Raw genomic sequence first — 26,673 nt, 5'->3', positions numbered from 1 at the left:
CGGCTAAGCGCCACGCTGTCGACCGTTGTGGACAGCCGCGAGATCGGCCCACTAAACTGCCGGATGTGACAGCTTGCGGCCAAGGATTCGTACGTGCAATTCAGCCAGCGTACCCTCTATCGAATTCTGCCGCGCCGCTTCAAGGAAGAGGCCCTGGTGCGCAAGCTGGCGGCCGAATTGCCGGCCATCTCCGGCGCTGCCGCCTCGATCGTCCTGAACCAGGCCAACGAGCCCGGGCGGCACCGCTTCCAGATCGATTTCCAGAGGATCGGCAATCAGTTGCACATCCATCTGGACCGGGACCTGATGGCACGGGACCCATATCAGTTCGAGATGATGTGGCGGCGCCTGCCGCCCTTCGTCCGGATCATGAGCCGGACGGCGGCCGACGTGACCTCGGCGGTCGCCAACGTCTCGGATGACGGCGAAAACATTCCGAACGAGCTCGCCTATTCGAGCAACGAGCTGCAGTCGATTCTCGTGCCCGATCCGGGTTTCATGGTGCCCGAATACTATGAGCCCTACCGTACGCTGGCGGAGAACCGCCCTGGCCAATGGTCCGCGCGGAAGGATACGCTGCTCTGGCGCGGCGACATTTCGGGCCACGGCCACACCACCACCGAGCAGATGGACATCGACGATCCGAACCTGAAGCAGCGGGTCCGGCTCTGCCTGGCGCTGCGCGGGCTCGACGACGTCGACGTGCGGCTGATCGTGCCGGAGCGCGACCGGGCGCATCAGGCGACGCGGGAGGCGATGGAGGCGCATGGCATCCTCGGCAACCATCTGCCGCCGTCGCGCTGGATCGACGTCAAGTTCGCCATCGACATCGACGGCTCCAGCACCAGCTGGGGCAATCTCTATACGCGGCTGCTTTTGGGATGCTGCGTGCTGAAGGTCGCCTCGCCGGGCGGCTTCCGGCAGTGGTTCTACGACGAGTTCGTGCCCTGGACGCATTATGTGCCGGTGGCGGCCGACCTGTCGGATGTCATCGAAAAGGTCGAATGGTGCCGCGCGCACGACCAGGCCTGCCGCGAGATCGCGGCGGCCGGCCAGGAATTCGCCCTGCGCCGGACGCGCGAATCCGAAACCGTCGCCGTCGTGCAGCGGATCAACGAGCGGCTGGGGCCGGGCTAGGGGATTTCACCCCTGCCCCTCCCCTCGCCGGCATGGGTCTTTTGCAAGACACCACTCTCATCGTGCTGAGGTGGTCCGAGGATGAGCGGCTCCGGCCGTGCCATCCTCCGTCGTCATCCCGGCGAAGGCCGGGATCCAGACGCGCCGGACCCCGGCCAGAAGGCAAGGCCCAAGCTTTCCCGGCCGGTGTTCATGGGCCCCGGCCTTCGCCGGGGTGACGGTAGAGCGTGTTTTGGAGAAAGAGAGAATCCGGGCCGACATCGCGGATATCGGCCCGCGCTGTTCTCAGGCGTTTTCGGCGCCCTCTTCCCGCTCGACATAGCGCGGGAACACGCCGGCGGGCGCCGGCAGGGTCGAACCGGGAGCCAGGCGGCCGGCAGGGCCGAGCGAGGCGAAGCTGCGGGCAGCCTCCGGGATCGCGAGCAGATCAAGCAGCTTGGCGGCCGAGCCCGGCATCACCGGCTGCGAGAGGATGGCGATCTGGCGGATCACCTCGGCCGTGACGTAGAGCACGGTCGCGGCGCGGTCGGGATCGGTCTTGCGCAGCTGCCACGGCGCCTGGTTGGCGAAATAGCGGTTCGCCTCAGCAACGACGCCCCAGATCGCGTTGAGCGCCTGGTGGATCTGCTGGACATCCATGGCGACACGGCAGGTCGGCAGCAGCCCGTCGACAGCCGCGAGGATCTCTTCGTCGGCCGGCGTCAGCGGACCCGGCTGCGGCACGACGCCGTCGAGGTTCTTGCCGATCATCGACAGCGAACGCTGCGCCAGATTGCCGAGATCATTGGCGAGATCGGCATTGATCCGGTTGATGATCGCCTCGTGGCTGTAATTGCCGTCCTGGCCGAAGGGGACCTCGCGCAGGAAGAAGAAGCGCACGGGATCGACGCCGTAATGCTCGATGAGCGAGAACGGATCGATGACGTTGCCGAGCGACTTCGACATCTTCTCGCCGCGGTTGAACAGGAAGCCATGCGCGAAGACGCGCTTCGGCAGCGGCAGGCCGGCGGAAAGCAGGAAGGCCGGCCAGTAGACCGAATGGAAGCGGACGATGTCCTTGCCGATGACGTGGACGTCGGCCGGCCAGTAGCGCTGGAAGCTCTCGCTCTGCGTATCGGGGAAGCCGACGCCGGTGATGTAGTTGGTCAGCGCGTCGACCCAGACATACATCACATGCTTCGGATCGCCCGGAACCGGGATGCCCCAGTCGAAGGTCGTGCGCGAGATAGAGAGGTCCTTCAGCCCGCCTTTGACGAAGCTGACCACCTCGTTGCGGCGCTCGTCCGGGCCGATGAAGTCTCGATTGCCTTCGTAGTGGGCGAGCAGGCGGTCCTCATAGGCGGAAAGGCGGAAGAAGTAGCTCTCCTCCTCGACCCAGTCGACCGGCGTTCCCTGCGGTCCGTAGCGCACGCCGTCGGCGCGGACTTCCGTCTCGGACTCGGCGTAGTACGCCTCGTCGCGAACCGAGTACCAGCCGGCATAGGCATCCTTGTAGATGTCGCCATTGGCTTCCATCCGGCCCCAGATTTCCTGCGACGCCTCGTAGTGGCGCGGCTCCGTCGTGCGGATGAAGTCGTCCTGCGAGCAGTTCAGCGCCTCGGCCATCGCCTGGAAGCGCGGCACGTTGCGATCGGCGAGCTCGCGCGGCGTGATGCCCTCGCGCCCGGCCGTCTGCACCATCTTGATGCCGTGCTCGTCCGTACCCGTCAGGAAGAAGACGTCAAAGCCGTCGAGGCGCTTGAAGCGCGCCAGCGTATCGGTCGCCAGCATCTCGTAGGCATGGCCGATATGCGGCACGCCGTTCGGATAGGAAATGGCTGTCGTGATGTAGAATTTCGGCGCTGTCACCGCTGTCTCGCTTTTCGTTGAACCCGACCAAAGTCTCATAACCGGCGAATTCGCCGGTCGCCTGACAGCTTCACATTCGGGTCGCGCGCGCGAGAATGTTCATGGTCGTGAGCACAAACTGTTTGCGGTCGAGATTGAGCGCCTCGACATCCGCCGAAGACTGTCGGAGCTTTTCCCATACCTCCGCCCAAGTCGCAAGTGGGGTGGCCGCAACGCTTTGGGGTATCGGCGAGCCGTCCGGCTCGGCCTGGCCGCGGGCGCGGCGGCTCAGCCAGGCGAAGACGAGATCGGTGAAATTGGCGAAGGCTTCGTCGGCGCCGCGCTGGGCGACGAGGTCGCCGAGCGCATGCGCCGCCTGCCCGTCGAGGTGGGGAAAGCGCGCCACCACCCGGGCGAAGGCGCGGCTGATGGCGGCGGCGTCCTCGTCGAGGAAGCCGATTGCCTTGCGCAGGCTCCCCTGCCCGGCCTCGGCCGCGAAATGCCTGATATCGGCGGGGCCATCGTCATGCGTCGCCAGCGCGCCCTCGATCGAGGAGGTTGCGAGCGGCGCCAGGTCGAGGCGGCGGCAGCGTGAGCGGATGGTCGGCAGCAGGCGACCCGGCGCGTGCGAGATCACCAGGAAGAGCGAGCGGCGCGGCGGCTCCTCGAGGATCTTCAGAAGCGCATTGGCCGCGTTGGCGTTCATGTCGTCGGCGGAATCGACGATGGCGATGCGCCACCCCGCCTCGCCCGCCGTCGAGCCGAAGAACGGGATCGTGCGGCGGATCTCGTCGATCGTCAGGCTCGCCTTGAAGCGCTTGCCCTGCTCGTCCCAGGGCCTCGAGAGCGTCAGGATGTTCGGGTGCGATCGCGCCGCGATCTTGGCGGCTGCCGGAGAGGTCGCCGGAACCGCCAGCGTCGCGGCGTCCGGGGCGGTGGCGGGATCGGGATAGGTCAGCGCGAAGCGTGCAAAGCGATAGGCGAGCGTCGCCTTGCCGATGCCGCGCGGCCCGCCGATCAGCCAGCCATGATGCATGCGGCCGCCGCGATAGGCCTCGACCAGCAGCCGTTCGACCGCCGGATCGCCGTACCACTCGGTCTGCTCTTCCGGCAGCGGCCAGCCCTCGATGGCATCGGGGCGGGCGACGTCGGGTCCGGCCATGCTCAGTTCACGCTTTCGTTCAGACGTTGACGGACGGAATGCCAGATCGCGTCCTCGACCTGTTCCAGACTCTGGTTCGCGTCGATGACGACGCAGCGTTCGGGTTCGCGCGCGGCGATCGCCAGGAACAGGTCGCGCCGTCGCTGGTGGCGCTCGATGGTCTCGCGCTCGAAACGATCGGCCGGGCCCTCCTCGCCGCTCCGCCGGCGCTGGGCGCGGTCGAGGCCGATCTCGACGGGCAGATCGAGGATCAGCGTCAGGTCGGGGCGCGCCTCGCCGACGGCGATCTTCTCGAGGCTGTCGAGCAGGCTCGCGTCGACGCCGTCCGAGCCCTGATAGGCGCGGGTCGAATCGATGAAGCGGTCGCACAGCACCCAGTCGCCGCGCTGGAGAGCCGGCCGGATGACGCGTTCGACGTGATCGGCCCGCGCCGCCGCGAACAGCATGGTCTCCGCCTCCGGCCCGAGCGGCTCGGCCGCGCCGGAGAGAATGAAGCTGCGGATCGCCTCGGCGAGATCGGTGCCGCCCGGCTCGCGCGTCACGACGACGTCGTGCCCCCGGCCGCGCAGCCGGTCCGCGAGGCGGCGGATCTGGGTCGATTTCCCGGACCCCTCCCCGCCCTCGAATGTGATGAAATGGCCAGGCAATTGCGACGTCATTTCCATTGCGGCAGCCAGCCGATGAGCAATTGCTGGACCGCGTCGAGCGCGCGCTGGTCCATCGTGCCCTTGCCGATCGCTGCCATGGTGTAGAGGGGCTTCTCCAGAACTTCCGCGTCGCCGACCCAGACCCGGACGACGCCGACCCGCCTGCCCTGCTCGATCGGCGCCAGCAACGGCCCCTCATAGGTCACTCTGGCCCGGATTCGCTCGCGATTGCCGCGCTGGAGCAGGATATCCAGCGGTTCTTCGGTCGCGAGCCCGACTGCGCGCGTCGTGCCGCCATAGACGCGCGCCTGCGCCACCGCCTCGCCGCGATCGAAGAAGCGCAGCCGCTCGAAGGCGGTATTGCCCCATTCGAACAGTTTTCGCGCTTCGTCGGCCCTCTCCTTGTCGGTCCCGAGGCCGCTGACGACGAGGATCATGCGGTGATCGTCGCGTATGGACGAGGCCGTCAGCCCGAAGCCCGATTCCTTGGTGTAGCCGGTCGACAGGCCGTCGACGCCGATGCCGGCGGAGAGGAGCGGGTTGCGGTTGCGCTGGTAGATCTTGTTCCAGGTGAAGTCCGGCTCGGCGTAGATCTTGTAGAGGTCGGGATAGGTGCGGATCAGGTGCTCGGCGATCTTGTGCAGATCCTCCGCCGTGACCTTCTGCGCCGGGTCCGGCAGGCCCGAGACATTGGTGAAATGCGATCCCGTCAGGCCGAGCTCGCGCGCCTTGCGGTTCATCAGCTCGACGAAGGCGCCTTCCGATCCGGCGATGCCCTCGGCCAGGATGATGCAGGCGTCGTTGCCGGCCTGGACGATGGCGCCGCGCAAAAGGTCCGCGACGGGAATGGACGATTTCAGCGCCGCGAACATGGTGGCGCTGCCGGATGGCGCGCCGCCCGTCCGCCAGGCGTGCTCGCTCACCGGAAAACTGTCGTCGAGCTTGATCTTGCCGGACTGGATGGCCTCGAACACGACGGCCATCGTCATCATCTTGGCCATGGCGGCCGGCTGGAACGGCGCGTTCTCGGCCTTGCTGAAAAGGATGGTGCCGGAATCGACGTCGACCAGGACCGCGCTGGTGGCCTTGCTCTCATAGGCCGTGGCGGCGGTCGCGCGCAGATCCGCCGTCGCACCGAGGGCCGTCAGGACGGCCGGCACGATCAGCAACCGCAGCGGGAACCAGCGAGACATCATGACAAACAGCCGGGCGCCATAGCCAAACCACGAATGGCCAAGGGCCACCCTGCTCTGGTTAACAGGCGAGATGCCCTGCGATCAATGGTCAGCGGTTGACCAGATAGGCGCCGGTGAGCCCTGCCGCCTGCACGGTCGCGATCGCGCTCTCGCCGGTTGCAGCCCGATCGGTGACGACGAGGCGGACCGACTGCATCGTCTTGCCGTCGACGGAAATGCGGGTCGAGGTGACGCGGCCGAGATCGGCGAAGCGGCTCGCGAGCGCGTCCGCGTTGGCGCCGTTCGAGAACACGCCGAGCTGGACAACCGGAGCGTCGGCGCTGCGCTCGGCAGCGGCCCGGACGACGGCTGCGTCGAGTGCTGCCTGAAGCGTGTTGCGGCCCGATGCCATCTCGGCCACGGCGCGCTGCGCCGGCGACGTCTGAGCGTCGGCGGCATAAGAGGAACGGGCCGAGCGCGGGGGCGGCGTGTAGGAATCGTCGCCGGAATACGAGGCCGGCATGACGCCCGGATCGGCATAGCCGACGGGCTGGGAAACCGTGAGCGTGCCGAGCGAACGCTCGCCGTAATTCGTGCCGGCCGGGACCGCGTTGGCATCGGCGACGACGCGGCGCTGCGGCTGCGCCTCGTAGGCGGCCAGCGCCGGATCGTAGGCATTGCCGCCGTAGAACACTTCCGGACGGGAGCGCGGCAGCGGCACGAGGGCTGCCATCATGACGGTCGGGCTGGCGGTCGGCGCGCGAAGCTTCGGCGCCTGCAGCGCCAGCATCGTGCCGCCCGAAATGCTGCTGCCGGGCCCCTTGTAGGTCGCCATCAGCATCTTCTGGTCGTGCCCTTCCATGCGGGCGGGGCCGACATACTCGACTTTGACCTTGGTCGTGCCGTGGTGCTTCATGTCCAGCACGTCGGCAGTCTTCGACGACAGGTCGATGACGCGGTCGCTGTGGTAGGGGCCGCGATCGTTGACGCGGACGACGACCGAGCGGCCATTGGTCGTGTTGGTGACGCGGGCATAGCTCGGCAGCGGCATGGTCGGATGCGCGGCGGACAGGCCGTCCATGTCGTAGACTTCGCCATTGGCCGTGTAGCGGCCGTGGAAGGCCGAGCCGTACCAGGACGCGTAGCCGACCGCCGTATAGCGCGGATTCTCGCGCGGCGTGTAGACGCGGCCGCGCACCGTATAGGGCTTGCCGACCAGATAGCGTCCGCCGCCCTGCGGTACCGCTTCGCCATATTTGACGACGCGGGGGCTGGCTTTGACGCCATATTCCTTCTCGGAGAAATATTCCTTGCTGCGCTTGGCGGGCTTGGACGGGGCGGTGGCGCAGGATGCGAGGAGAGCAGCGGCGGCGACAGCGGTCGCAGCCTTCAGCATCATCCTGCCCTGCGGCACTTCCGAGCGCAAAAGGCTCAGAATCTGAAGTTTGGAAATCCCCATCTCGCCTTATCCGATAGCAGCAACCGCGGTATTTGTCGATTGGTCTCGACCGGTGCCGACGCCTAGCGGGTTCCGGACGGGCCTTTGCGCGGTCGCGCGGAGCCCATCCGACATGAGTTCGCATTCAGCCGACTGCGCCTTTCCGGGCGGTTAACGAACCATGGCCGAATTGCGTCAAATGCGCGGAACCTCGGCGGCGGACGCCTTCCGGTCGCTGCGCGGCGGATGGCGCGCGTCTCCCCGTGGCTCGATCGCGGGTTGTCGGACCGGGCGCTCGGTCTCGAAGGCCGCGTTGGATCGGGAAGGCGGGACCTAGCTCTCCGTCTTGAACTCGGCCCGATTGATGCCGTGACGCTGCATCTTGTCGTAGAAGGTCTTTCGCGGAATGCCGAGGGCCTCGATGGTCTCCTGCACATTGCCGTTCTTGGCGGTCAGCGTCTCGCGGATCAACGTCGCCTCGTAGCGCTCGAGCCGCTTCGGCAGCGGATCGTGCAGGTCCGGCTCCGGCGCCGAATGGGTTGCCGGCACGACGCCGAGGGCATAGCGATCGGCGAAGTGCACGAGCTCCCGGACATTGCCCGGCCAGTCGTGCTGCATGAGATGCCGATGCGTGGCGGAATCGACGACAGGCACATCGCGATTGAAACGCCGGGCGGCGGCGCTCAGGAAATGCGAGAACAGCAGCGGAATATCGTCGCGGCGCTCGCGCAAGGGCGGGATCGTCAGGGTGACGACGTTGAGGCGGTAATAGAGGTCCTCGCGAAACTCGCCGCGCTGGGCGGGATCGCCCAGATCGACCTTGGCCGCCGCGACGACGCGCAGACTGACGGGCCGCGCCTCGTTGGTGCCGAGAGGCGTGATCTCCCGCATTTCCAGAACCCGCAGCAGCTTCACCTGCGTCGCCGCCGGCATGCTCTCGATCTCGTCGAGAAACAGTGTGCCGCCGCTCGCATGCTCGATGCGGCCGATCCGCTTCTTCTGCGCGCCGGTAAAGGCGCCGGCCTCGTGTCCGAACAGCTCGCTCTCGATCACCGATTCCGGCAGGGCGCCGCAGTTGAGCGCGACGAAATTCCCCCGGCTGCGATGCCCCCACTCGTGCAGGAGCTGGGCGACGACTTCCTTGCCGCTGCCGGTTTCGCCAGCGATCAGGACGTCGACATCGGTATCGGCGATGTTGCGGATGGTACGGCGGAGGTTCTCGATCGCCGGCGTCTGGCCGATCAGCGGCAGGTCACTGCGGGCCTGCTCCGCCGCCTGCCGCAGCGCGCGATTTTCCATCACCAGCTGCCGCTTCTCGCTCGCGCGCTGCACCGTGTGCACCAGCCTTTCGGTGGCGAATGGCTTGGCGATGAAGTCGTAGGCGCCGTCCTGGATCGCCTGTACCGCCATCGGGATATCGCCATGGCCGGTGATGAGAATGACGGGCAGATCGGGGTCGATGGCGCGGAGGCGCGCGAACAGCTGCAGGCCGTCGATTTGAGGCATGCGGACATCCGTCACGATCACCCCGTTCAACTGAGGCGTGACGGCGGACAAGGCGTCGGCGGCGCTGTCGAAATCCGCGACCTGGAAGCCGGCGAGCTCCAGCGTCTGCCGGGTGGCGCGCCGCAGCGATTTGTCGTCGTCGACGAGGATGACCGATCTTTCCATCATGCTTTCCTGAACTCCAAATGGAAGACGGTTCCATGCGGGGCGCTGTCTACCGATATGCCGCCGCCGTAATCGGCGAGGATCTCCTTCACGATCACCAGGCCGAGCCCGAGCCCCTTCTCCTTCGAGGTGTTGAACGGGATGAACAGGTTCTCCCGGATGTTGGGAGCAATGCCCGGCCCGTTGTCGGAGACGCTGACGATCACCGTGTCCCGCCTCTCCTCGATGCGAACGTCGATATGGCCGTCCTGTCCCATTCCCTCGACGGCTTCGAGCGCGTTCTGGAACAGGTTGATGAGCACCTGCTCCAGCCGGATCGCGTGGCCGACGACGCAGAGATCGGGCGGCGGCAGCTGCATGTGGATCTGGTCCATTCGCCCGGAAAAGCGGCTGCGCAGCAGCACCAGCGCTCCGGTGATGACCTGGCCCAGCTCCACCGGCTCCGACGGGCGATGCCCCTTGCGGGCAAGCGCGCGGAGATCGCCGGTGATCGTGCCGATCCGCTCCGTCAGTCCCGCGATCTCCTGCAGGTTTTCCGCCGCGGCGTCGAGGTTCTTGCGATCGATGAAGGTGCGCGCATTGTCGGCAAAGGCGCGGATGGTCGCGACCGGCTGGTTGATCTCATGCGCGACGCCCGCCGCGACCTGGCCGAGGATCGCCAGCCGGTTGGCGTGGACGAGATCCTGCTGGACGCCCTGCAGCACGGTCTCCGTCTTCAGGCGCTCGCCGATCTCCGCCTCGAGGCGGTCGCGCGCCTTCATGAGATCCTCGGTGCGCTCGACGACGCTTTTCTCGAGCTCGACCTGCCGGCGCTGGGCATCCGCGATGCGGGCGGCGATCTTCTGTTTCCGACGCAACAGGTAGCCGACCAGCGTCGCAAGACTGGCCAGGACGATGAAGGTGAGAAGGCGGGCTTCGCGCACGGCGGCGTCGATCTGGGGGCGCAGGGGCGCGAGCGAATACATCTGCCAGGGCGTCGTCGGGACGGCGGAATGGATGGCAATGAATTCCGTATTCCGGCTGGAGCCGGGCACGACCGCGTCGACCAGCACGGCCTGATCGCCGTCGAGCGGCTTGATCGATAGCGGCAGAGGCGTCAGCGACGCATCGCCGAACTGGAGGCTGGCGTGGATAGCGTCGATCTCGTCCCCTCCGAGCCGCCCGATCGTCAGGAAGCGCCAGGACGGGATGCTGGTGATCAGCACGATGCCGCGGTCATCGACGACGAAGGTCGGCCGCCCCGTCTGGTTCCAGACCTTTTCGAGCTCGTCGAACGAAAGCTTGACGACGATCGCGCCGAGTGGCCCGTTCGGCCCGTCGACGCGGCGGGAAATGTAGAGGCCCGGGCGCAAGCTCACATTGCCGAGCGCGAAATACTCCGCCTCGCCGTTCTCCAGCGCGGCCTTGAAATAGGGGCGGAAATTGTAGTCGCGGCCGACGAAGCTGTCGGTGTCGCGCCAGTTGCTCGCCGAGATCGCCTTGCCGTCGAGATCGACCAGGTAGATCACGGCCGCCTGCGTGCCCTCCGCCAGCGTCTCCAGCTTGCGGCTGAGGCGCTCGCTTGCCGCCGGGTCGTGGCTCGACAGGGCATCGGCAAGTTCCTTGTCTTTCGACAGGATCAGCGGCACCGCCCGCTGCCGTTCCAGCACGCGGCGCAGCAGCGCGGTGTTGAGGTTGGCGTCGATCTCCGTCTGTTCGGACAGGGTGACGAGGGCCTTGTCGCGCGCGGCATTGCCGACCAGCCAAAGCGCGACGCCGAAGACGACAAGGCAGATCGCCGCAAACGCCCACCAGGTGAGGCGGCTCGTCGACAGCCAGCTGTTCTGGCGCGCTTTGGGGTCGGCCCTTTCGCTCATTTCCGGAGTGTGCGCCGTTTCGCGCGGATTGGAAAGTCACGTGTGCGAAATTCCGCACTTTTCGGCCTGTGATGAGCCAGCCCGGATTCCCTAAGCCAATATATTTCAACGAGTTATCTCAATTGCCTCCAATTGGCACGGGCCTTGCCATTCCCAGAGCCAACAGCGGCGAGGATCGCTGGACTTTGAGGCCGAAAGGCCCGGGAGGCCCGGACGAGGTCCGGACGAAGCTGAACGGAGGACATCATGATTGCCGTCTCGACAGACGCCGTGGCCGAGCCACGCCGTCCAACGCCCTTCTACAAGCATCTCTATGTGCAGGTTCTCGTGGCGATCGCCGCGGGCATTCTGCTCGGTCACTACTATCCGGAGCTCGGAACCCAGCTGAAACCGCTGGGCGACGGCTTCATCAAGCTCGTCAAGATGATCATCGCGCCGGTGATCTTCCTGACAGTTGCCACCGGCATTGCCGGCATGACCGACCTGCAGAAGGTCGGCCGGGTCGCCGGCAAGGCGATGCTGTACTTCCTGACCTTCTCGACGCTCGCGCTCATCATCGGCCTCGTCGTCGCCAACATCGTCAAGCCCGGCGCGGGCATGCACATCGATCCGGCCTCTCTGGATCCGAAGGCGGTCGCGGACTACGCCATCCGGGCGCATGAGCAGTCGATCACCGGCTTCCTGAGCCACATCATCCCGACCACGATCGTCAGCGCCTTCGCCGATGGCGACATCCTGCAGGTCCTGTTCGTCTCGGTGCTGTTCGGCATTTCGCTCGCGATCGTGGGTGAGCGCGGCAAGCCGGTCACGGATTTCCTGCTCGCCCTGACCGCGCCGATCTTCAAGCTGGTCGCCATCCTGATGAAGGCCGCGCCCATCGGCGCCTTCGGCGCCATGGCCTTCACCATCGGCAAATACGGCATCGGCTCGATCGCCAATCTGGCCATGCTGATCGCGACCTTCTACATCACGGCGCTGATCTTCGTGCTCGTGGTGCTCGGCGCCGTCGCCCGCTACAACGGCTTCTCCATCCTGGCGCTCATCCGCTACATCAAGGAAGAGCTGCTGCTGGTGCTCGGCACCTCGTCCTCGGAAGCGGCGCTGCCGAGCCTGATGGACAAGATGGAGAAGGCGGGCTGCAAGCGCTCGGTCGTCGGTCTCGTCATCCCGACCGGCTACTCGTTCAATCTGGACGGCACCAACATCTACATGACGCTGGCCGCCCTCTTCATCGCTCAGGCGACGGATATTCCGCTCTCGCTCTCGGATCAGATCCTGCTGCTGCTCGTGGCCATGCTGAGCTCCAAGGGCGCTGCCGGGATCACGGGCGCCGGCTTCGTGACGCTTGCCGCCACGCTGTCGGTCGTTCCCGCCGTACCGGTCGCCGGCATGGCGCTCATCCTCGGCATCGACCGCTTCATGTCGGAATGCCGCGCGCTGACCAATCTCGTCGGCAACGCGGTCGCGACGATCGTCGTCGCCCGCTGGGAGAACGAGCTCGATCGCGACATGCTGGCCGCCGCCATGAAGGGCTCGCCGCTCGTGGTGGATGCCGTACCGATCCTGGAACCCGCCGAATAAGCACAGCCTGAACACGGAGCGCGGATCTAGTTGAACCAGGTCCGCGCTCCGGCTTTGTCCGGCATGCAGTCGATCCCAACTCCGTCTCATGCCTTTGGCCTTTGGTCGGGTTTGCCGGCTGCGGTCTGCCCTCGCCTTCGCATCCGGCCCGGCGATACCGCGTTCGACCTGGCGCAAGCCGGCCGCCGCCTGCACTCCCCTCGCGATTTATTCCCATGTCTTGCGTCGGGAGGGACGCCGAAGCGTTCGGGCGTGTTGACGCCGCCGTGCGGGGCGCGGTAAAGCCCACGCCATAAAATCGTTTGGCAGCGATCCGCTCGCAGGACCGCTTGGGTCCGCGACGCCCGAAGCGAAAAGGCCAACGATTTCAAGGCTTGGATGGGTGGCCGAGTGGTTTAAGGCAGCGGTCTTGAAAACCGCCGTGGGTGCAAGCCCACCGTGGGTTCGAATCCCACCCCATCCGCCAATTATCGCCGATTGCCCTCTTGGCGCGATACTGCCGCTGATCACCGCATTCGCATCAAACGGCACTGCCGATTCTACGCAACAACCCAATTCATCCTGAAGATTGGCCACGGCAGCAGGCGACCCATCTCCGCTGTTCCGACCGTCCGGCTTTTCACCCAACTGCGGACAATCAGATTGCGACAGGCGTCCGCCGCCTCCCCATTTTCGCCCTACTCTATATTGATATACAGCATAGCTGTATATTTAGGGCGAGTTGATGAGTAGGAGTTCTCGATGTCGGTGGATGCCATCAAAGCCGTCGTACGGCGGTTCAACGAAGAGGTTATCGCTAAGGGGGATCGGGCTGCGTTCGAGGCGCTGATCGATCCGGATTTCGTCAATCGGTCGGCCCCGCCAGGCGCGCCGAACGGCCCTGAGAGCATGTGGAACACGTTCGCGAACGTTCTGCGCCCCGCATTGGCCAACCTTTCGGTGACGATCCACGACCAGATCGCAGAAGGTGACAAGGTCACAACGCGAAAGACTATCACCGGCATCCATAACGGCACGCTGATGGGTATCGAAGCCACCGGGCGGACGGTCGCGATCGACGTCATCGACGTCATTCGCATTTCCAATGGGCGCTACGCGGAACATTGGGGACTGAACACGCTGGCGACGGTGCTTGCCCAGTTGAAAAGTTGATCCACGTCCCCGTCAGTCGATTTCAGCTGCGCTGATGCGATCAAACAGATCGATCGATTTGCGAAGATGCTCTCGTTCCTCGACCGAGAGCGTCGCCTCGATCATCGTTCCGATCCGCGAGGCGCGAGAAATACGGTCACGCACCACCATGTCCCGGCCGATATTGGACAGCGACAATAGCTGGCTGCGCTTATCCTCCGGATCGGGGCTGCGATCGATCAACCCGTCGGCCACCATTTGTGCCACGACAACGCGCATCGTCTGATGGGCCACGCCGCGCCGTAGCGCCAAGGCCGCGACGTTCATCGCGCCGTTGCGTTCCAGTATGCCGAGCGTTTCTGACTGTGCCGACTTCTCGGTATCGGTCTTGTCGCGGATCACGCGTACAAATGTGCTGATCGCGCGACGCAGTTCCTCGGCGAGGACTTCAACCTCGGAAACTGGATAATTCTCAACCTTACGCTCGGTCATGCCATCTATCGCCTGCACTTGCTGACCAAGCACAATAGCAGCTTCCGGATTATTGCGTTTCAAAGGCACCCGGCCGTTTTCCACCCTACCCCGCGATCGCGTAGCGGCGCAGCTGCGCCAGGGCGATTGCGGCGATCGACTCCAGTTCTGCCGTCTCGGCGCCATCGCGGGCCTGGACCGACATGCCCTGGATGATCGCGCCGACGAAGCGGGCAAGGGCCTTCGCGTCGGTGTCGGGCGCCAGCTGTCCAGCCGCGATGCCGCGCGCGATCCGCTCCATGAGCGCATCGAGCATGCCGTCGCGCTCCCTTGCCAGCATCTCGGCGATCGGCCGGTTCTCGTCGGCGCAGACGAGCACCGCGGTCGAGATCATGCAGCCCTGCGGCCGGGTCGGGTTCGAAAACTCGACCGCCGCCCCCGCCAGCAAGCCCTCGAGCGCGACCATCACGTCCGGCTGTTCAAGCGCGGTTACCGTGAAGCCGCCGATCCGCGCCTGATACCAGCCAATCGCTTCCCGATAGAGCTCCGCCTTGGAGGTGAACGCCGCATAGAGGCTCTGCGGCGTAATTCCCATCGCCTGCGTGAGATCGGCGATCGACGCGCCCTCAAAACCAAGCCTCCAGAACGTCATGCCGGCCTGCTCCAGCGCTTCGTCACGGTCGAACGCGCGCGGGCGGCCTCTCGGGCGGCGATCGGGAATGGGATTATTAATCACAACGGTCACTCTTGAAATGGATCGGTACCTCCGGTAATTACGGAGGGATCATTCCTTATATGAGGTGGCAGTCATGATGGACAATGCATTTGACGCACTCAGTGGCGCGCCGCTCCCCCCTGGGGGCGCTCCGGCGCTGGCACAGGATGACCGATTCCAGGGACGCCTCGACGGGGTCATCGATCGGGCCATTGCCGAGAAGCGAATTGTCGGCGCCGTCGTGCTGGTCGCGCAGGACGGTGAGATCGTCTATCGGCGGGCGGCCGGTCTGTCGGACCGGGAGGCTGCGACGCGGATGCACGAGGGCTCGGTATTCCGCCTGGCCTCGATCACCAAGCCGATCGTGTCGGCGGCGCTGATGCGGCTGGTCGAAGACGGCAAGCTGTCGCTCGACCACCCGCTTACCCGGTGGCTGCCCGACTTCCGGCCGCGTCTCGAGGATGGCAGCCAACCGGTCATCACGATCCACCAGCTGCTCACCCACACTTCCGGACTGGGCTATCGTTTTTTGGAGCCGGCTGTTGGCGGCGGTCCCTACGGCCGGCTGAATGTTTCGGACGGGCTCGACCAGCCGGGTCTGAGCCTGGAGGAGAACCTCGGCCGGCTGGTGCAGGCGCCCCTGCTCTTCCCGCCGGGCACGAGCTGGCGCTATTCCCTTGGCCTCGACGTTCTCGGCGGCATTCTCGCCTTCGTTTCTGGCAAGCCACTTCCCGAAATGATCCGGGAAACGATCCTCGCGCCGCTGCAGATGGAGAGTATCGGCTTCGTTGCCGCCGATCCCGCCGGGCTGGTGACGCCCTATGCGGATGGAAAGCCCGAGCCGGTCCGCATGACCGACGGCATCGCCGTGCCGATCTGGGAGGCCCTCTGCCTCTTTGCGCCGAGCCGCGCGCTGGACGCCGCCTCCTATCCATCGGGCGGCGGAGGCATGGTGGGCACAGGCGACGACATATTGCGTTTTCTCGAAACCATCCGGATCGGCGGCGGCGCCGTTCTGAAACCGGAAACCGTGGCCGCGATGCTGCGGGACCAGACCGGCGGAAACGCGGCGACGCAGCTGCCCGGCATGGGCTTCGGCTATGGCTGGGCTGTGCTCGAGGACCCCGAACTGGCGCAGTCGCCCCAGTCCAGGGGCACGATCCAGTGGGGCGGGGCCTACGGCCATAGCTGGTTCGTCGATCCAGCCCGGAAGCTGACCGTCGTCGCTCTGACCAACACCGCCTTCGAAGGTATGTCCGGCGCGTTTCCGCTGGATGTCAGGAACGCCGTCTACGGCGGCTGACCGGTCGACGCGGTGGCGTTTTGCGCGGCCGCGTCGCCTCCCCTATGACCATTCGAGGAAGATGCCGACATCTCCCGGCACGCCGCTGGAGAAATCGATGATCTGGTAGCGGATCCGGTAGCCGCGCGCCTCGAGGTGCCGCTTCCAGAACTCGTACATCTCCTTCGGCAACCCGGTCAGCGTCTCCTGCCAGCCCGCTTCCTGTTGGTTGATGCTCCGGCCGCGATCGGTGAAGAGCGTATTGGGGAAGCGGGCGACCTGAACCTCGGTGAAGCCGTTGCTGACGGCGCGCTGGATGACGATCGCCACCCGCTTCAGCGCGTCCTCGTCGCTGACGCCGGATGGCTTGCTCAGGCGCTCGATCAGGGCGTTCTTCTCGGTCTGTTCGGCCGTCCGCGCGCGCAGGGCCTCGGCGGCTTTCTCCGCCTGCGCCGCGGCGGCCTTCTGTTTCAGCTGGTCGGCGGTCGGAAGCAGATTCGCCAGGTCATCGGTTGCGGTCATTGGCTTCTCCCAGGCTCCTTGTTGGCCATTTCGTTGCATCGGCATATGGCGGCGTGCGGTGGGCAGAGCGTATTTCGAGCCGGCAGCGGACGAAGGTCGCCGCCGTAATGCGTGGTCGGGAACCGGGCGCCACGGTCAGGATGGCCGCATTGAGTACGGTATGGCGGCCGGATGGATCCAGGCTGAGCAGCGCTTCGTGGCATTGCCGATCGATATCGTAATCGCCGTCGACGATACAACGGACGGACAGGCCGCGATAGCCAGAGGGGGTGATGTCCTTGGCGCGACTGTCGCAGACGGGACACCTCATTGTTGCTCCTCCGGTGCCGGATGAACTTCCCTGAGTGCGCGAGCTGCGCCGCCTGTTCTATCCGGGGCTGCAACGAATTCTGTCTCGTCGAAGTATTCAGAATATCGCCCCGGGAATGGCCGCGCGCGTATCATCCTGTAGCATCGGGGGTGGTCGATCGCGGTGCGGAACGGGGCGGCGGTAGCCTGGCGGGTTATGCGACGCGATCGATCGCGCCGGGCCCGTCGCAGGTGGCGGTGCCGGTGAGCACGTTGCTGAGTGGCGTTGTCGGGGCAACGAAGGCGTCGCCTACCGTAATCTACGTAGAACTCTCGGCCGGAGGGCTCACAATCGCGCCGGGGCCGATCGCTCAGGGCCGGTCTCGGTGCGCGCGCGATTGCGCGGCGGGTTCATCCACGGGTCCAATCCTGCGTCCAGGAGACACACAATGGTGGCGGCGTCGTTCCTGGCCAAGTTCAGCGGATACAAGCGAGCCTGGCTCCGGCCAGACGTCCTGTCGGGCCTGTCGATCGCCGCCGTGGGGCTTCCGAGCGCCATCGCCTACCCGGCGATCGCCGGCCTGCCGCCCGAGATGGGGCTCTATTCCAGCATCGTTCCGCTGCTCGCCTATGCGCTGTTCGGTTCGTCCAGGCAGCTCATCGTCGGCCCGGATGCGGGGACGATGATCGTCTTGGCGGCCGTGCTCGCGTCTCTCGGGCCGCTCTCGGCGACCGATAATGTCGCGACAGCGGCGGCGCTTGGCCTGGGTGTCGGGCTGCTCTGTTTCGTCGCCAGTCTGCTCCGGCTCGGCTTCATCGCGAGCTTCCTGTCGCGGCCGATCCTGATCGGCTTCATGAGCGGCATTGCCCTGTCGATCCTCGTCGGCCAGATCGGCCGCCTGACCGGGGTCTCGATCGAGAGCGACGGTCTCCTCCGGCCGCTGATCGAACTCGCGGGCAAGGCGTCGCTCATCAATCTGCCGACGCTTGTCCTGGGTGTGAGCCTCTTCGTCCTGCTGCGCGTCTTCTCCGTCGCCCTGCCCGGCTTCCCAGGCCCGCTCGTCGCCATCGTGGTCGCCACGGTGATCTCGGTTCTCTTCGATCTTCCGTCGCATGGGGTCGGCGTGATCGGCTCCATCCCGGCGCGGTTGCCAACGCCGGCGCTGCCGGTGCCGACCGGCGTGGATTTCGGCGATCTGATCCTCGGCGCCGGCGCCGTCCTGCTGGTCAGTTTCGGCTCCGGCATCGTGACCGCGCGCAGCTTCGCGGCGAAGACCGGCGAGCCCGTCGACGCCAACAAGGAGCTCGTCGGCTTCGGCGCCGCCAACGTCGCGGCCGGACTGTTCGGCGGCATTCCGGTCACCGCCTCCGACTCGCGCACGGCGATCAACATCTCGATGGGCGGCAAGACTCAGCTGGCCAGTGTCGTCGCGGCGGTCGCCCTCGCCTTCGCCGTCGCCTTCCTGACCGGCGCCCTGCAGCTCATTCCGAAGGCGGCGCTCGGCGCGATCCTCGCCTCGGCCGCCATCGGCCTGATCGATATCCAGGCGCTGAAGCAGCTCTGGCGGACCAGCCGCATGGAGTTCCTGTTCGCCCTGATCGGCATGTCCGGGGCGATCGGCCTCGGCGTGCTCCGGGGCGTCATCGTCGCGGTCGCTGCGACGCTTCTCTATCTTCTCGTCAAGGGGGCGACGCCGCGCGACGCGGTGCTCGGCCGCCTGCCCGGGCGCGAGGGGTTCTTCAAGCTGCACCGGCATCCGGAGGCGCGGCCGATCCCCGGGCTCGCCATCTACCTCCTCCAGGGCAGCCTGCTCTTCTTCAACGTCGACTATGTGAAGCGCCGCCTGGAAGCCCGCATCGCCGGCCTGCCCGAAGATACGCGCTGGTTCGTTCTCGATGCCGGCGCCGTGGTCCAGATCGACAGCACGGCCGCGGCGATGCTCGACGATATCCACGCGCTGCTGGCCGCGCGCGGCATCGTGTTCGCGATCGCCGAGCTGCATACGGAGCCGCGTTCCCTGCTCACGCGATCGGGCACGCTGGCGCGCATCGGCGAGACCAACTTCTTCGACAGCCTCGAGGATGCCTGCTTGGCTTTCGAGCGCGGAGGCGCGGCGCACTCCGTTCGCGCCGGAGCAGCCGGACCCTAGAACGGCTCGGGAATCCAGCGCCGGTCCGCCATCGTGTGCTCGTCGTCATAGGCGTGCTTGCTGGAACGCTTCGGCAGCTTCACCTCGGGAAGGGGCACCTTCTCGTACGGGATGATCGAGAGGAGATGGGAGATCAAGTTCAGGCGCGCCCGCTTCTTGTCGTCGGATCGAACGATGTACCAGGGCGACTCCTCGGTATCGGTCGCGTCCAGCATCTGGTCGCGCGCCCGCGAATAGTCGTACCAGCGCTCCCGGGACGGCAGATCCATCGGCGAGAGCTTCCATTGCTTCAGTCGATCGGTGATCCGGCCCTCGAAGCGGCGCTTCTGCTCCTCGTTGCCGACCTCGAGCCAGTATTTGACCAGAGTGATCCCGTTCTGGATCGCCTGCCGCTCGAACATCGGGCAGAGGCGCAGGAAGGTCTTCTGCTGCTCCTTGGTGCAGAAGCCCATCACGGTCTCGACGCCGGCCCGGTTGTACCAGCTCCGGTCGAAGACGATGACCTCTCCGGCCGCCGGGAAATGTTCCATGTAGCGCTGGATGTAGAGCTGGGTCTTCTGCCGGTCCGAGGGCGCCGGCAGGGCGACGACCCGGACGATGCGCGGGCTCAGCCTTTCGGTGAGGGCGCGGATCGTTCCGCCCTTGCCGGCGGCGTCGCGTCCCTCGAACACGATGATGATGCGCTGTCCGGTGTGCTTAACCCATTGCTGCAGCGTGCAGAGTTCGCCCTGCAGCTTCTCGAGCTGCTTTTGATATTCCTTGCCGGACAGGGTCTTGCGAGGATGGTCCTCGGCCAGCTCCACGGCCTCTTCGAGATCTTGTTCCATCACCGCCTCCTCCTGGTGGGCCGGACCCGATCCAAATCGGCTCGCTGCCGATGCTGAACCCTAGTCGCGGGTTCCCGCCGATACCCGTAGCATCGCGTAGGTTCGATGTTGCCGGAGGCTGCCCCTCCGGCGGCGCGGATCGCCGGGAGATGGCTACTCGCCGACAGAGGCGAGCCCGGCCTTGCGGAGCCCTTCGACCAGATGGGCGGCGTCGCCCGGCGGGATGTTCCGCATCCGGATCGCCTGAGGCAGTTCGGCCACGAGAGCCGGCGCCTTGGCGAGAAGCCAGTCGCGTTGCGAACCTGCCTGACCGGGCTGGCCGAGCTGCCCGAAGATGGCCGCCGCGATCACGTGGTAGATGGGATTGGCCTCCAGGTTCGCCTTGCGGATCCATTCCGCGGCGGCGGGATAGTCGCCCTGCATGTAATAGGACAATGCGACCACGCTTTCGAAATAACCGAGCGGACCAGGGTTGCGGTCCAGCACCTGCAGCAGGATTTCGCGCCCGCGCTGCCATTGGCCGGACAGGGCGAGCCGCATTCCGTACTCGCCGGCCAGCTCGGTGTCGTTCGGATTGATCTCTACCGCCTCGGCGCCGATCTTTAGGGCCGCCCCGACATCGTTCTGGAAGAAGAGCGCCGTCATGTAGGCCTGCAGGCCCCGCACATTGCCGGGATCGAGCTCGACGGCGCGGCGGGCGGCCGCGAGAGCTCGATCGAGCGGCGGCGAACGGTCCGCGCCGACAGCGTAGTGAAAGCGCATTTCGTCGAGATAGGTCAGCGACAACAGGGCCCAAGCGGTCGCGAAATGCGGGAATTGCTCGGTCGTGCGCGACAGACAGTTCTCCACGGCCTCGTGCTTTTGCGGGTTCAGCTCCGCCCGATAGGCATAGTACGCCAGGGTGCAGGCATAGGCGTCCCAACTGGCCGAAGCCGTTTGGGTCAAACGCGCCGCGTCGGTGCTGTAGATGGCGCCGTAGGGTTGGGCGACGGCCGAGGCCACCCTCCCGGCAATGCCGGCCTGGACGTCGATGATCTTCTCGCGACCGAGGTCCTCGTCATAATTGTCGGCCCAGACGACGGTGCCCTCCCGACGGTTCATCAGGCGGGTCACCAGCCGAAGCTTCTGGCCTTCCATGAGGACGCTGCCCTCCAGCGCGTAGCGTGGCTTGTCCGCCGCCGAGCCGTCCTGCCATGGCGGGCTCGCCGAGGCGGGGAGCATCACCACGACCTCCTTGAACTTGGCGATCTGGCCGATCACCTCCTCCGTCAGCCCCCGGGCGACGGAGGCGGAGTTCGACGTGCCGGAGAGGTCCGCGAAGGGAACCACGACCAGGTGCGGAACATCCGGCGCGGCCGCGCTGGATGCCGCCGGCGCGGCGGATGCCGCTTGGTCGTTCAGGGCCGCGCGGGTGGCAGGCCTGGCGAGGACCAGCGCCAGGGCTGCCGCCAGAACGGCCATCAGCCCGAGCGCCGGCCAGCCCCGGTTCCCGCTTCGGACGTCGGATGGCGTCGTCGAACCGGTCTCCGACGGAGGCTCTTCCCCGATCGCGAGCGGCGGCGCATGGCCGTTTTGCCAGCTGAAGCGGGGAACATAGCCGCCCTTGGGGATCGCGATGACGACCGGATCATCCCGTCCGGCGGTCAGGTAATAGTGCTCCAGCGCCCGGCGGACCCTGCCCGCCTCGATGCGCACGACGGGATCCGATTGGGCGTCGAAGGAAACGCTGCGGCCGAAAACCTCGATCGCGATCGAATAGGCCTTGATGCGGTCGCCCCGGCCATCCAGCGTCTCGTCGACGACATAGGTAAGAAATTTTCGGGCCCTGCCCGGCACGGTGAAGTCGTTGCTCTGGACGATCCGCTCGACGGCGGCCCGAACTACGCCGTCTGCCGGAGCGTCATGTCGGGCAAATGATTCTTGTCGGGAAAGTGCTTCTTGCCCGGTACCAATTCCCATCACCACCGATCCTCCGGTCAGCTCGATACTGGAATTGTCCTGACCTATGTTTCCTACCGTAACCTACGCCACATTGCGCAGCTCAACCATCAAATTGCATCGAGACCTACTCGCCCGGAGCTGTCCGATGAGCGCAGGCGTCAGCGTGGCATGTCGACTTCTCCCCGAGCTGGCCCGAGCGATCGAGGAGCGGGCTCGACGCGACGAAAGCTTCAGCGACCTTTGCGAGGATCTCGCGGCTGCCGAGCTGGCGCTGGAGCAGCTGAAGCGATCGCCGGACACGACCTCCCGCGAACGCCTCGCCGAGTGCGAGGGCTGGATCGCCAGTCTGGCGGCTGAGGTCGAGACCCTGGTTCGCCGCCGGGATCGCCGCGAGCGGCTGCACTGACGGCCTGCCCCGGCGGGCGAAGCCGACCTCCCCGCACCACCGCCCCTCCCCGCACCTATGAGATTCCTATACGGGCCGCCGGCTCCCCCGCTCGAATCCCTATGCCGATCTCGCCATCCTCACAGCGTGATGGAACGGGGTGCGTCCCAAGCGGACGTACCGATGTTTCCTCTGGCTTTCAGGCGCCGGATGATCCGTTTGCGGCGGCGCCGACAAGAGGTTCAAGTCCAATGTACGACATAGGCCTGCTTACTCTGGGGATCGGCTTCTTTCTCGTCTCCCTCGTCTACACGTTCGCCTGCGATCGTCTCTGAGCGCGAAGGGATAGACCATGGCTCTCGACTATGTGCTGGGTGGCGGCGTGACGTTGCTTCTGCTCGCCTACCTTCTCTACGCCCTGCTCCGCCCTGAGCGGTTCTAGGAAAGCGACCCACAATGACCATCAATGGCTGGATCCAGATTGCGCTGTTCTGCGTAATCGTCATCGCGCTCGTGAAGCCGCTCGGCGGGTACATGACGCGCGTCTTCACGGGAGAGCGCACGCTTTTCTCGCCTCTGCTCAGGCCGGTGGAGGCCGGGCTCTATGGCCTGGCGGGCACGAGCGACCGCGAGGAGCAGCACTGGGTGACCTATGCGGTCGCCATGCTGCTGTTCAACCTCGCCGGTTTCATCCTGCTCTACGCCCTGCAGCGCCTGCAGGCGTCGCTGCCGTTCAATCCGATCGGCATGTCGGCCGTGCCGGCGCCCCTCGCCTTCAACACGGCGGCGAGCTTCGTTTCCAACACCAACTGGCAGAACTATTCCGGCGAAAGCACGATGTCCTATCTCGTGCAGATGGCCGGCCTCGCGGTGCAGAACTTCGTCTCAGCGGCGACCGGCATCGCGCTGGCGATTGCCCTGGTGCGTGGCTTTGCCCGGCATTCGGCTCGCTCGGTTGGCAATTTCTGGGTCGATCTCACCCGTGCGACCCTCTACATCCTGCTGCCGCTTTCGATCGTCCTGACGCTGTTCCTCGTCTGGCAGGGCGTTCCGCAGACGCTGGGCAGCTATTTCGAGGCCACGACGCTGGAAGGCGCCAAGCAGACGATGGCCGCCGGGCCGATGGCCAGCCAGATCGCCATCAAGATGCTCGGCACCAATGGCGGCGGCTTCCTCAATGCCAATGCCGCGCATCCGTTCGAGAACCCGACGGCGCTCTCCAATCTCGTCCAGATGGTCGCGATCTTCGCCATCGGCGCGGCGCTCACCAATGTCTTCGGCCGCATGGTCGGCGACCAGCGCCAGGGCTGGGCTATCTTCGCGGCGATGGGCGGGCTGTTCGTCGTCGGCGTGATCGTCTGCTACTGGGCCGAGGCCTCCGGCAACCCGCTTGTTCATGCCCTCGGCATCGACGGCGGCAACATGGAGGGCAAGGAAGTCCGCTTCGGCATCGCGCTCTCCTCCCTGTTCGCCGTGGTGACGACGGCCGCTTCCTGCGGCGCGGTCAACGCCATGCATGACAGCTTCACGGCGCTCGGCGGCATGATCCCCATGATCAACATGCAGCTCGGCGAAATCATCATCGGCGGCGTCGGCGCCGGCCTCTACGGCATCCTGCTCTTCGTCGTCATCGCCATCTTCATCGCCGGACTGATGGTCGGCCGCACGCCGGAATATCTCGGCAAGAAGATCGAGGCGAAGGAGGTCAAGATGGCGCTGCTGGCGCTGTTGATCCTGCCGCTCGCCATGCTCGGCTTCACGGCGATCTCCGTCGTCATGCCGTCAAGCGTCGCGTCGATCGCCAATCCCGGCCCGCATGGCTTCTCCGAGATCCTTTACGCCTTCACCTCGGCCGCCGCCAACAACGGCTCGGCCTTCGGCGGCCTCAGCGGCAATACCGACTGGTACAATGTCACCATCGGCATCGCCATGCTGATGGGGCGGTTCCTGATGATCCTGCCGGCCATGGCGATCGCCGGTTCGCTGGCCGCCAAGAAGACGGTGCCCGCTTCCGCCGGCACGTTCCCGACCCATGGCGGCCTGTTCGTCGGCCTGCTGATCGGCTCGATCCTGATCATCGGCGGCCTGACCTTCTTCCCGGCGCTCGCCGTCGGGCCGATCGTCGAGCATCTCGCGATGCTGCACGGCCAGACGTTCGGCTCGGGAGGCTGAGCCATGCAAGCCTTGCCGCAACGACGGAGGATCCGGGCCAGTGCCCGGGTCCAGGCGACGACGGAAGTCTGCCGCGCCTCCGACCTGCTGATCGTCATGCTCGCCGCGCTCGGCGGGGTGGTCGGTCTTCTCTACCTCATCGTCACGCTCTTTCCGGCACTGGCCGCCTGACGGCGGTCGTCCGGGTTACATCGGGATCTTCCCATGAGCCACGCAAAATCCGCGAGCCTGTTCGACGCTCGCATCCTCGTGCCGGCGATCGGCGCTTCCTTCGTGAAGCTCGACCCGCGCACCCTCGCCAAGAACCCCGTCATCTTCGTCGTCGCGGTGGTGACGATGCTGAGCACCGTGCTCTTCGTCCGCGATCTCGTCGCCGGCCGCGAAGGGCTCGGCTTCTCCTTCCAGGTCAATCTCTGGCTCTGGTTCACCGTCCTGTTCGCGAACTTCGCCGAAGCCGTCGCTGAAGGGCGCGGCAAGGCTCAGGCCGAGGCGCTCCGGCGCACGCGCACCGAGACGCAGGCCAAGCTGCTGGCCGGCCCGGAGGCCGATCTCTCGGTCTACAAGATGGTGCCCGGCAACAGCCTGCAGGTCGGCGACATCGTGCTGGTCGAGAGCGGCGACATTATCCCCTCCGATGGCGAGGTCATCGAGGGCGTCGCCTCCGTGAACGAAGCGGCGATCACCGGTGAATCCGCCCCGGTCATCCGTGAGTCGGGCGGCGACCGCTCCGCCGTCACCGGCGGCACGCAGGTGCTCTCCGACTGGATGCGGATCCGCATCACGGCGGCGGCCGGCTCCACCTTTATCGACCGGATGATCAGCCTGGTCGAGGGCGCGACGCGGCAGAAGACGCCGAACGAGATCGCCCTCAACATCCTGCTCGCCGGCATGACGCTGATCTTCGTTCTGGCCACCGCCACGATCCCGAGCTTCGCCGCCTATGCCGGGGGATCCATCCCGGTGCTGGTGCTGGTCGCGCTGTTCGTGACGCTGATCCCGACCACGATCGGCGCCCTGCTCTCGGCGATCGGCATCGCCGGCATGGACCGGCTCGTCCGCTTCAACGTGCTCGCCATGTCCGGCCGCGCCGTCGAGGCGGCCGGCGACGTCGATACGCTGCTGCTCGACAAGACCGGCACGATCACGCTCGGCAACCGCCAGGCGACCGAGTTCCGTCCGGTGCGCGGCGTCACCGCCGCCGAACTCGCCGACGCGGCGCAGCTCGCCTCGCTCGCCGACGAGACGCCGGAAGGCCGTTCGATCGTCGTGCTCGCCAAGGAGAAATACGGCATCCGGGCCCGCGACATGGCCTCGCTGCACGCGCATTTCGTGCCCTTCACCGCGCAGACGCGCATGAGCGGCGTCGATGTCGACGGCTCGGTCATCCGTAAGGGCGCCGTCGATTCCATCCTCGCCTATGTCGACACCATCCCGCTTGCCATCGGCTCCGCGGCCGTCAAGCTGGCGGCCGATCCGGACACGCTACGCGAGGTGCGGACGATCGCCGAGGAAGTCGGCAAGTCCGGCGGCACGCCGCTGGCGGTTGCCCGCGACGGCGCGCTGCTCGGCGTCGTGCACCTGAAGGACATCGTCAAAGGTGGCATCCGCGAGCGCTTCGCCGAGCTTCGCCGGATGGGCATTCGCACGGTGATGATCACCGGCGATAATCCGATGACCGCCGCGGCGATCGCGGCCGAGGCGGGTGTCGACGATTTCCTCGCCGAGGCGACGCCGGAAAACAAGCTCGAGTTGATCCGCGAGGAGCAGGCCAAGGGCAAGCTGGTTGCCATGTGCGGCGACGGCACCAACGACGCCCCGGCGCTGGCGCAGGCGGATGTCGGCGTGGCGATGAACACCGGCACGGTCGCCGCCCGCGAGGCCGGCAACATGGTCGACCTCGACAGCGATCCGACCAAGCTCATCGAGATCGTCGAAATCGGCAAGCAGCTGCTGATGACGCGCGGCGCGCTGACGACCTTCTCGATCGCCAACGACATCGCCAAGTATTTCGCCATCATCCCGGCGATGTTCGTGGCGCTCTACCCGCAGCTCGGCGTGCTCAACATCATGGGGCTCTCGACGCCGCAGAGCGCCATCCTGTCGGCGATCATCTTCAACGCGCTGATCATCGTCGCCCTGATCCCGCTCGCCCTCCGGGGCGTCCGCTATCACGCCGTCGGCGCCGCTGCCCTGCTCCGTCGCAACCTTCTTATCTATGGCCTTGGCGGTATCGTGGTGCCCTTCATCGGCATCAAGGCGATCGACGTGATCGTCACCGCGCTCGGCCTCGCCTGA

At 66.1% G+C, this 26,673-nt stretch carries 23 protein-coding genes and 1 tRNA gene; 11 read left to right on the top strand and 13 right to left on the bottom strand.

Annotation, left to right across the window (positions count from 1 at the left end):
• Window positions 1-93 precede the first annotated feature (93 nt).
• Window positions 94-1,137 carry a glycosyl transferase family 90 gene (locus K32_RS10650; protein WP_201403980.1) on the top strand — a complete coding sequence of 348 codons (1,044 nt, stop codon included), beginning with the start codon at window positions 94-96 and terminating at the stop codon, window positions 1,135-1,137.
• A 285-nt stretch (window positions 1,138-1,422) separates the two neighbouring features.
• Here K32_RS10650 and metG read toward each other — a convergent pair whose 3' ends face one another.
• The 7 genes from metG to K32_RS10615 form a co-directional block, all read right to left on the bottom strand.
• Entirely contained in the window at window positions 1,423-3,024 is a 1,602-nt protein-coding gene (metG, locus tag K32_RS10645; protein WP_371813004.1) for a methionine--tRNA ligase, read from the bottom strand.
• A gap of 31 nt (window positions 3,025-3,055) precedes the next feature.
• Complete coding sequence (locus tag K32_RS10640; RefSeq protein WP_201403978.1) at window positions 3,056-4,126, bottom strand: DNA polymerase III subunit delta'; 1,071 nt, start codon at window positions 4,124-4,126, stop codon at window positions 3,056-3,058.
• Window positions 4,127-4,128: 2 nt separating this feature from the next.
• On the bottom strand, window positions 4,129-4,791 hold the full coding sequence (gene tmk / locus K32_RS10635; protein ID WP_201403977.1) for a dTMP kinase: 663 nt from the start codon (window positions 4,789-4,791) through the stop codon (window positions 4,129-4,131).
• Entirely contained in the window at window positions 4,782-5,969 is a 1,188-nt protein-coding gene (locus tag K32_RS10630) for a D-alanyl-D-alanine carboxypeptidase family protein (RefSeq protein WP_244669935.1), read from the bottom strand. Before K32_RS10630 ends, tmk begins: the two co-directional genes overlap by 10 nt.
• A gap of 88 nt (window positions 5,970-6,057) precedes the next feature.
• Entirely contained in the window at window positions 6,058-7,407 is a 1,350-nt protein-coding gene (locus tag K32_RS25065; RefSeq protein WP_201403976.1) for a septal ring lytic transglycosylase RlpA family protein, read from the bottom strand.
• Between the two features lie 312 nt (window positions 7,408-7,719).
• Complete coding sequence (locus K32_RS10620; protein ID WP_371813003.1) at window positions 7,720-9,060, bottom strand: sigma-54-dependent transcriptional regulator; 1,341 nt, start codon at window positions 9,058-9,060, stop codon at window positions 7,720-7,722.
• Window positions 9,057-10,913, bottom strand: a complete 1,857-nt coding sequence (locus K32_RS10615) for an ATP-binding protein (RefSeq protein WP_201403975.1) — start codon at window positions 10,911-10,913, stop codon at window positions 9,057-9,059. Before K32_RS10615 ends, K32_RS10620 begins: the two co-directional genes overlap by 4 nt.
• Before the next feature lie 246 nt (window positions 10,914-11,159).
• Between K32_RS10615 and K32_RS10610 the strand changes: the two genes are divergently transcribed.
• From K32_RS10610 to K32_RS10600, 3 genes are all read left to right on the top strand, one after another.
• Window positions 11,160-12,494 (top strand): dicarboxylate/amino acid:cation symporter, encoded by a 1,335-nt coding sequence (locus K32_RS10610; protein ID WP_201403974.1) that lies wholly within the window; start codon window positions 11,160-11,162, stop codon window positions 12,492-12,494.
• 376 nt (window positions 12,495-12,870) lie between these two features.
• Window positions 12,871-12,960: transfer RNA gene (locus tag K32_RS10605), tRNA-Ser, on the top strand.
• 275 nt (window positions 12,961-13,235) lie between these two features.
• A complete protein-coding gene (locus K32_RS10600) occupies window positions 13,236-13,646 on the top strand; it encodes an ester cyclase (protein ID WP_201403973.1) in 411 nt (136 codons plus the stop codon).
• Window positions 13,647-13,658: 12 nt separating this feature from the next.
• Here K32_RS10600 and K32_RS10595 read toward each other — a convergent pair whose 3' ends face one another.
• Complete coding sequence (locus tag K32_RS10595) at window positions 13,659-14,180, bottom strand: MarR family winged helix-turn-helix transcriptional regulator (RefSeq protein ID WP_210342768.1); 522 nt, start codon at window positions 14,178-14,180, stop codon at window positions 13,659-13,661.
• Between the two features lie 22 nt (window positions 14,181-14,202).
• A complete protein-coding gene (locus K32_RS10590) occupies window positions 14,203-14,748 on the bottom strand; it encodes a TetR/AcrR family transcriptional regulator (protein ID WP_201403971.1) in 546 nt (181 codons plus the stop codon).
• A 157-nt stretch (window positions 14,749-14,905) separates the two neighbouring features.
• Here K32_RS10590 and K32_RS10585 point away from each other — a divergent pair, with 157 nt between their 5' ends.
• On the top strand, window positions 14,906-16,114 hold the full coding sequence (locus K32_RS10585; RefSeq protein ID WP_244669934.1) for a serine hydrolase: 1,209 nt from the start codon (window positions 14,906-14,908) through the stop codon (window positions 16,112-16,114).
• Window positions 16,115-16,156: 42 nt separating this feature from the next.
• On the opposite strand, the gene K32_RS10580 is transcribed toward K32_RS10585, so the two are convergent.
• Together K32_RS10580 and K32_RS10575 are read right to left on the bottom strand one after the other, a co-directional pair.
• Entirely contained in the window at window positions 16,157-16,615 is a 459-nt protein-coding gene (locus tag K32_RS10580) for a hypothetical protein (protein ID WP_201403970.1), read from the bottom strand.
• The gene (locus tag K32_RS10575) at window positions 16,599-16,925 is read right to left on the bottom strand and encodes a hypothetical protein (protein ID WP_201403969.1); all 327 of its coding nucleotides are present in this window, start codon (window positions 16,923-16,925) and stop codon (window positions 16,599-16,601) included. The genes K32_RS10580 and K32_RS10575 overlap by 17 nt, the downstream gene beginning before the upstream one ends.
• 427 nt (window positions 16,926-17,352) lie before the next feature.
• Between K32_RS10575 and K32_RS10570 the strand changes: the two genes are divergently transcribed.
• On the top strand, window positions 17,353-19,053 hold the full coding sequence (locus tag K32_RS10570) for a SulP family inorganic anion transporter (protein ID WP_201403968.1): 1,701 nt from the start codon (window positions 17,353-17,355) through the stop codon (window positions 19,051-19,053).
• Here K32_RS10570 and ppk2 read toward each other — a convergent pair.
• Both ppk2 and K32_RS10560 read right to left on the bottom strand, forming a co-directional pair.
• The gene (gene ppk2, locus K32_RS10565) at window positions 19,050-19,880 is read right to left on the bottom strand and encodes a polyphosphate kinase 2 (RefSeq protein WP_201403967.1); all 831 of its coding nucleotides are present in this window, start codon (window positions 19,878-19,880) and stop codon (window positions 19,050-19,052) included. The two genes, K32_RS10570 and ppk2, sit on opposite strands and share 4 nt — an antisense overlap.
• 153 nt (window positions 19,881-20,033) lie before the next feature.
• A complete protein-coding gene (locus K32_RS10560) occupies window positions 20,034-21,716 on the bottom strand; it encodes a hypothetical protein (protein WP_244669933.1) in 1,683 nt (560 codons plus the stop codon).
• A gap of 250 nt (window positions 21,717-21,966) precedes the next feature.
• On the opposite strand from K32_RS10560, the gene K32_RS10555 reads away from it, so the two are divergent.
• The 5 genes from K32_RS10555 to kdpB all read left to right on the top strand — a co-directional run bounded on the left by K32_RS10555 (window position 21,967) and on the right by kdpB (window position 26,673).
• Complete coding sequence (locus tag K32_RS10555) at window positions 21,967-22,227, top strand: hypothetical protein (protein ID WP_201403966.1); 261 nt, start codon at window positions 21,967-21,969, stop codon at window positions 22,225-22,227.
• A 331-nt stretch (window positions 22,228-22,558) separates the two neighbouring features.
• The gene (gene kdpF, locus K32_RS10550) at window positions 22,559-22,648 is read left to right on the top strand and encodes a K(+)-transporting ATPase subunit F (RefSeq protein WP_201403965.1); all 90 of its coding nucleotides are present in this window, start codon (window positions 22,559-22,561) and stop codon (window positions 22,646-22,648) included.
• Window positions 22,649-22,662: 14 nt separating this feature from the next.
• Window positions 22,663-24,378, top strand: a complete 1,716-nt coding sequence (gene kdpA / locus K32_RS10545) for a potassium-transporting ATPase subunit KdpA (protein ID WP_201403964.1) — start codon at window positions 22,663-22,665, stop codon at window positions 24,376-24,378.
• 3 nt (window positions 24,379-24,381) lie between these two features.
• On the top strand, window positions 24,382-24,549 hold the full coding sequence (locus K32_RS10540; RefSeq protein ID WP_201403963.1) for a hypothetical protein: 168 nt from the start codon (window positions 24,382-24,384) through the stop codon (window positions 24,547-24,549).
• Window positions 24,550-24,582: 33 nt separating this feature from the next.
• Window positions 24,583-26,673, top strand: a complete 2,091-nt coding sequence (kdpB, locus tag K32_RS10535; protein ID WP_201403962.1) for a potassium-transporting ATPase subunit KdpB — start codon at window positions 24,583-24,585, stop codon at window positions 26,671-26,673.

The organism is Kaistia sp. 32K, from assembly GCF_016629525.1.
Lineage (GTDB): Bacteria > Pseudomonadota > Alphaproteobacteria > Rhizobiales > Kaistiaceae > Kaistia.
This window is presented reverse-complemented; position numbering and strand designations above follow the sequence as displayed.

Bases quoted from the DNA above. Each gene is read 5' to 3' on its own strand.
- metG (WP_371813004.1), bottom strand. From the start codon at position 3,024: ATGAGACTTTGGTCGGGTTCAACGAAAAGCGAGACAGCGGTGACAGCG.
- K32_RS10640 (WP_201403978.1), bottom strand. From the start codon at position 4,126: ATGGCCGGACCCGACGTCGCCCGCCCCGATGCCATCGAGGGCTGGCCG.
- tmk (WP_201403977.1), bottom strand. From the start codon at position 4,791: ATGGAAATGACGTCGCAATTGCCTGGCCATTTCATCACATTCGAGGGC.
- K32_RS10630 (WP_244669935.1), bottom strand. From the start codon at position 5,969: ATGATGTCTCGCTGGTTCCCGCTGCGGTTGCTGATCGTGCCGGCCGTC.
- K32_RS25065 (WP_201403976.1), bottom strand. From the start codon at position 7,407: ATGGGGATTTCCAAACTTCAGATTCTGAGCCTTTTGCGCTCGGAAGTG.
- K32_RS10620 (WP_371813003.1), bottom strand. From the start codon at position 9,060: ATGATGGAAAGATCGGTCATCCTCGTCGACGACGACAAATCGCTGCGG.
- K32_RS10615 (WP_201403975.1), bottom strand. From the start codon at position 10,913: ATGAGCGAAAGGGCCGACCCCAAAGCGCGCCAGAACAGCTGGCTGTCG.
- K32_RS10610 (WP_201403974.1), top strand. From the start codon at position 11,160: ATGATTGCCGTCTCGACAGACGCCGTGGCCGAGCCACGCCGTCCAACG.
- K32_RS10600 (WP_201403973.1), top strand. From the start codon at position 13,236: ATGTCGGTGGATGCCATCAAAGCCGTCGTACGGCGGTTCAACGAAGAG.
- K32_RS10590 (WP_201403971.1), bottom strand. From the start codon at position 14,748: ATGACGTTCTGGAGGCTTGGTTTTGAGGGCGCGTCGATCGCCGATCTC.
- K32_RS10585 (WP_244669934.1), top strand. From the start codon at position 14,906: ATGATGGACAATGCATTTGACGCACTCAGTGGCGCGCCGCTCCCCCCT.
- K32_RS10580 (WP_201403970.1), bottom strand. From the start codon at position 16,615: ATGACCGCAACCGATGACCTGGCGAATCTGCTTCCGACCGCCGACCAG.
- K32_RS10575 (WP_201403969.1), bottom strand. From the start codon at position 16,925: ATGAGGTGTCCCGTCTGCGACAGTCGCGCCAAGGACATCACCCCCTCT.
- K32_RS10570 (WP_201403968.1), top strand. From the start codon at position 17,353: ATGGTGGCGGCGTCGTTCCTGGCCAAGTTCAGCGGATACAAGCGAGCC.
- ppk2 (WP_201403967.1), bottom strand. From the start codon at position 19,880: ATGGAACAAGATCTCGAAGAGGCCGTGGAGCTGGCCGAGGACCATCCT.
- K32_RS10555 (WP_201403966.1), top strand. From the start codon at position 21,967: ATGAGCGCAGGCGTCAGCGTGGCATGTCGACTTCTCCCCGAGCTGGCC.
- kdpF (WP_201403965.1), top strand. From the start codon at position 22,559: ATGGCTCTCGACTATGTGCTGGGTGGCGGCGTGACGTTGCTTCTGCTC.
- kdpA (WP_201403964.1), top strand. From the start codon at position 22,663: ATGACCATCAATGGCTGGATCCAGATTGCGCTGTTCTGCGTAATCGTC.
- K32_RS10540 (WP_201403963.1), top strand. From the start codon at position 24,382: ATGCAAGCCTTGCCGCAACGACGGAGGATCCGGGCCAGTGCCCGGGTC.
- kdpB (WP_201403962.1), top strand. From the start codon at position 24,583: ATGAGCCACGCAAAATCCGCGAGCCTGTTCGACGCTCGCATCCTCGTG.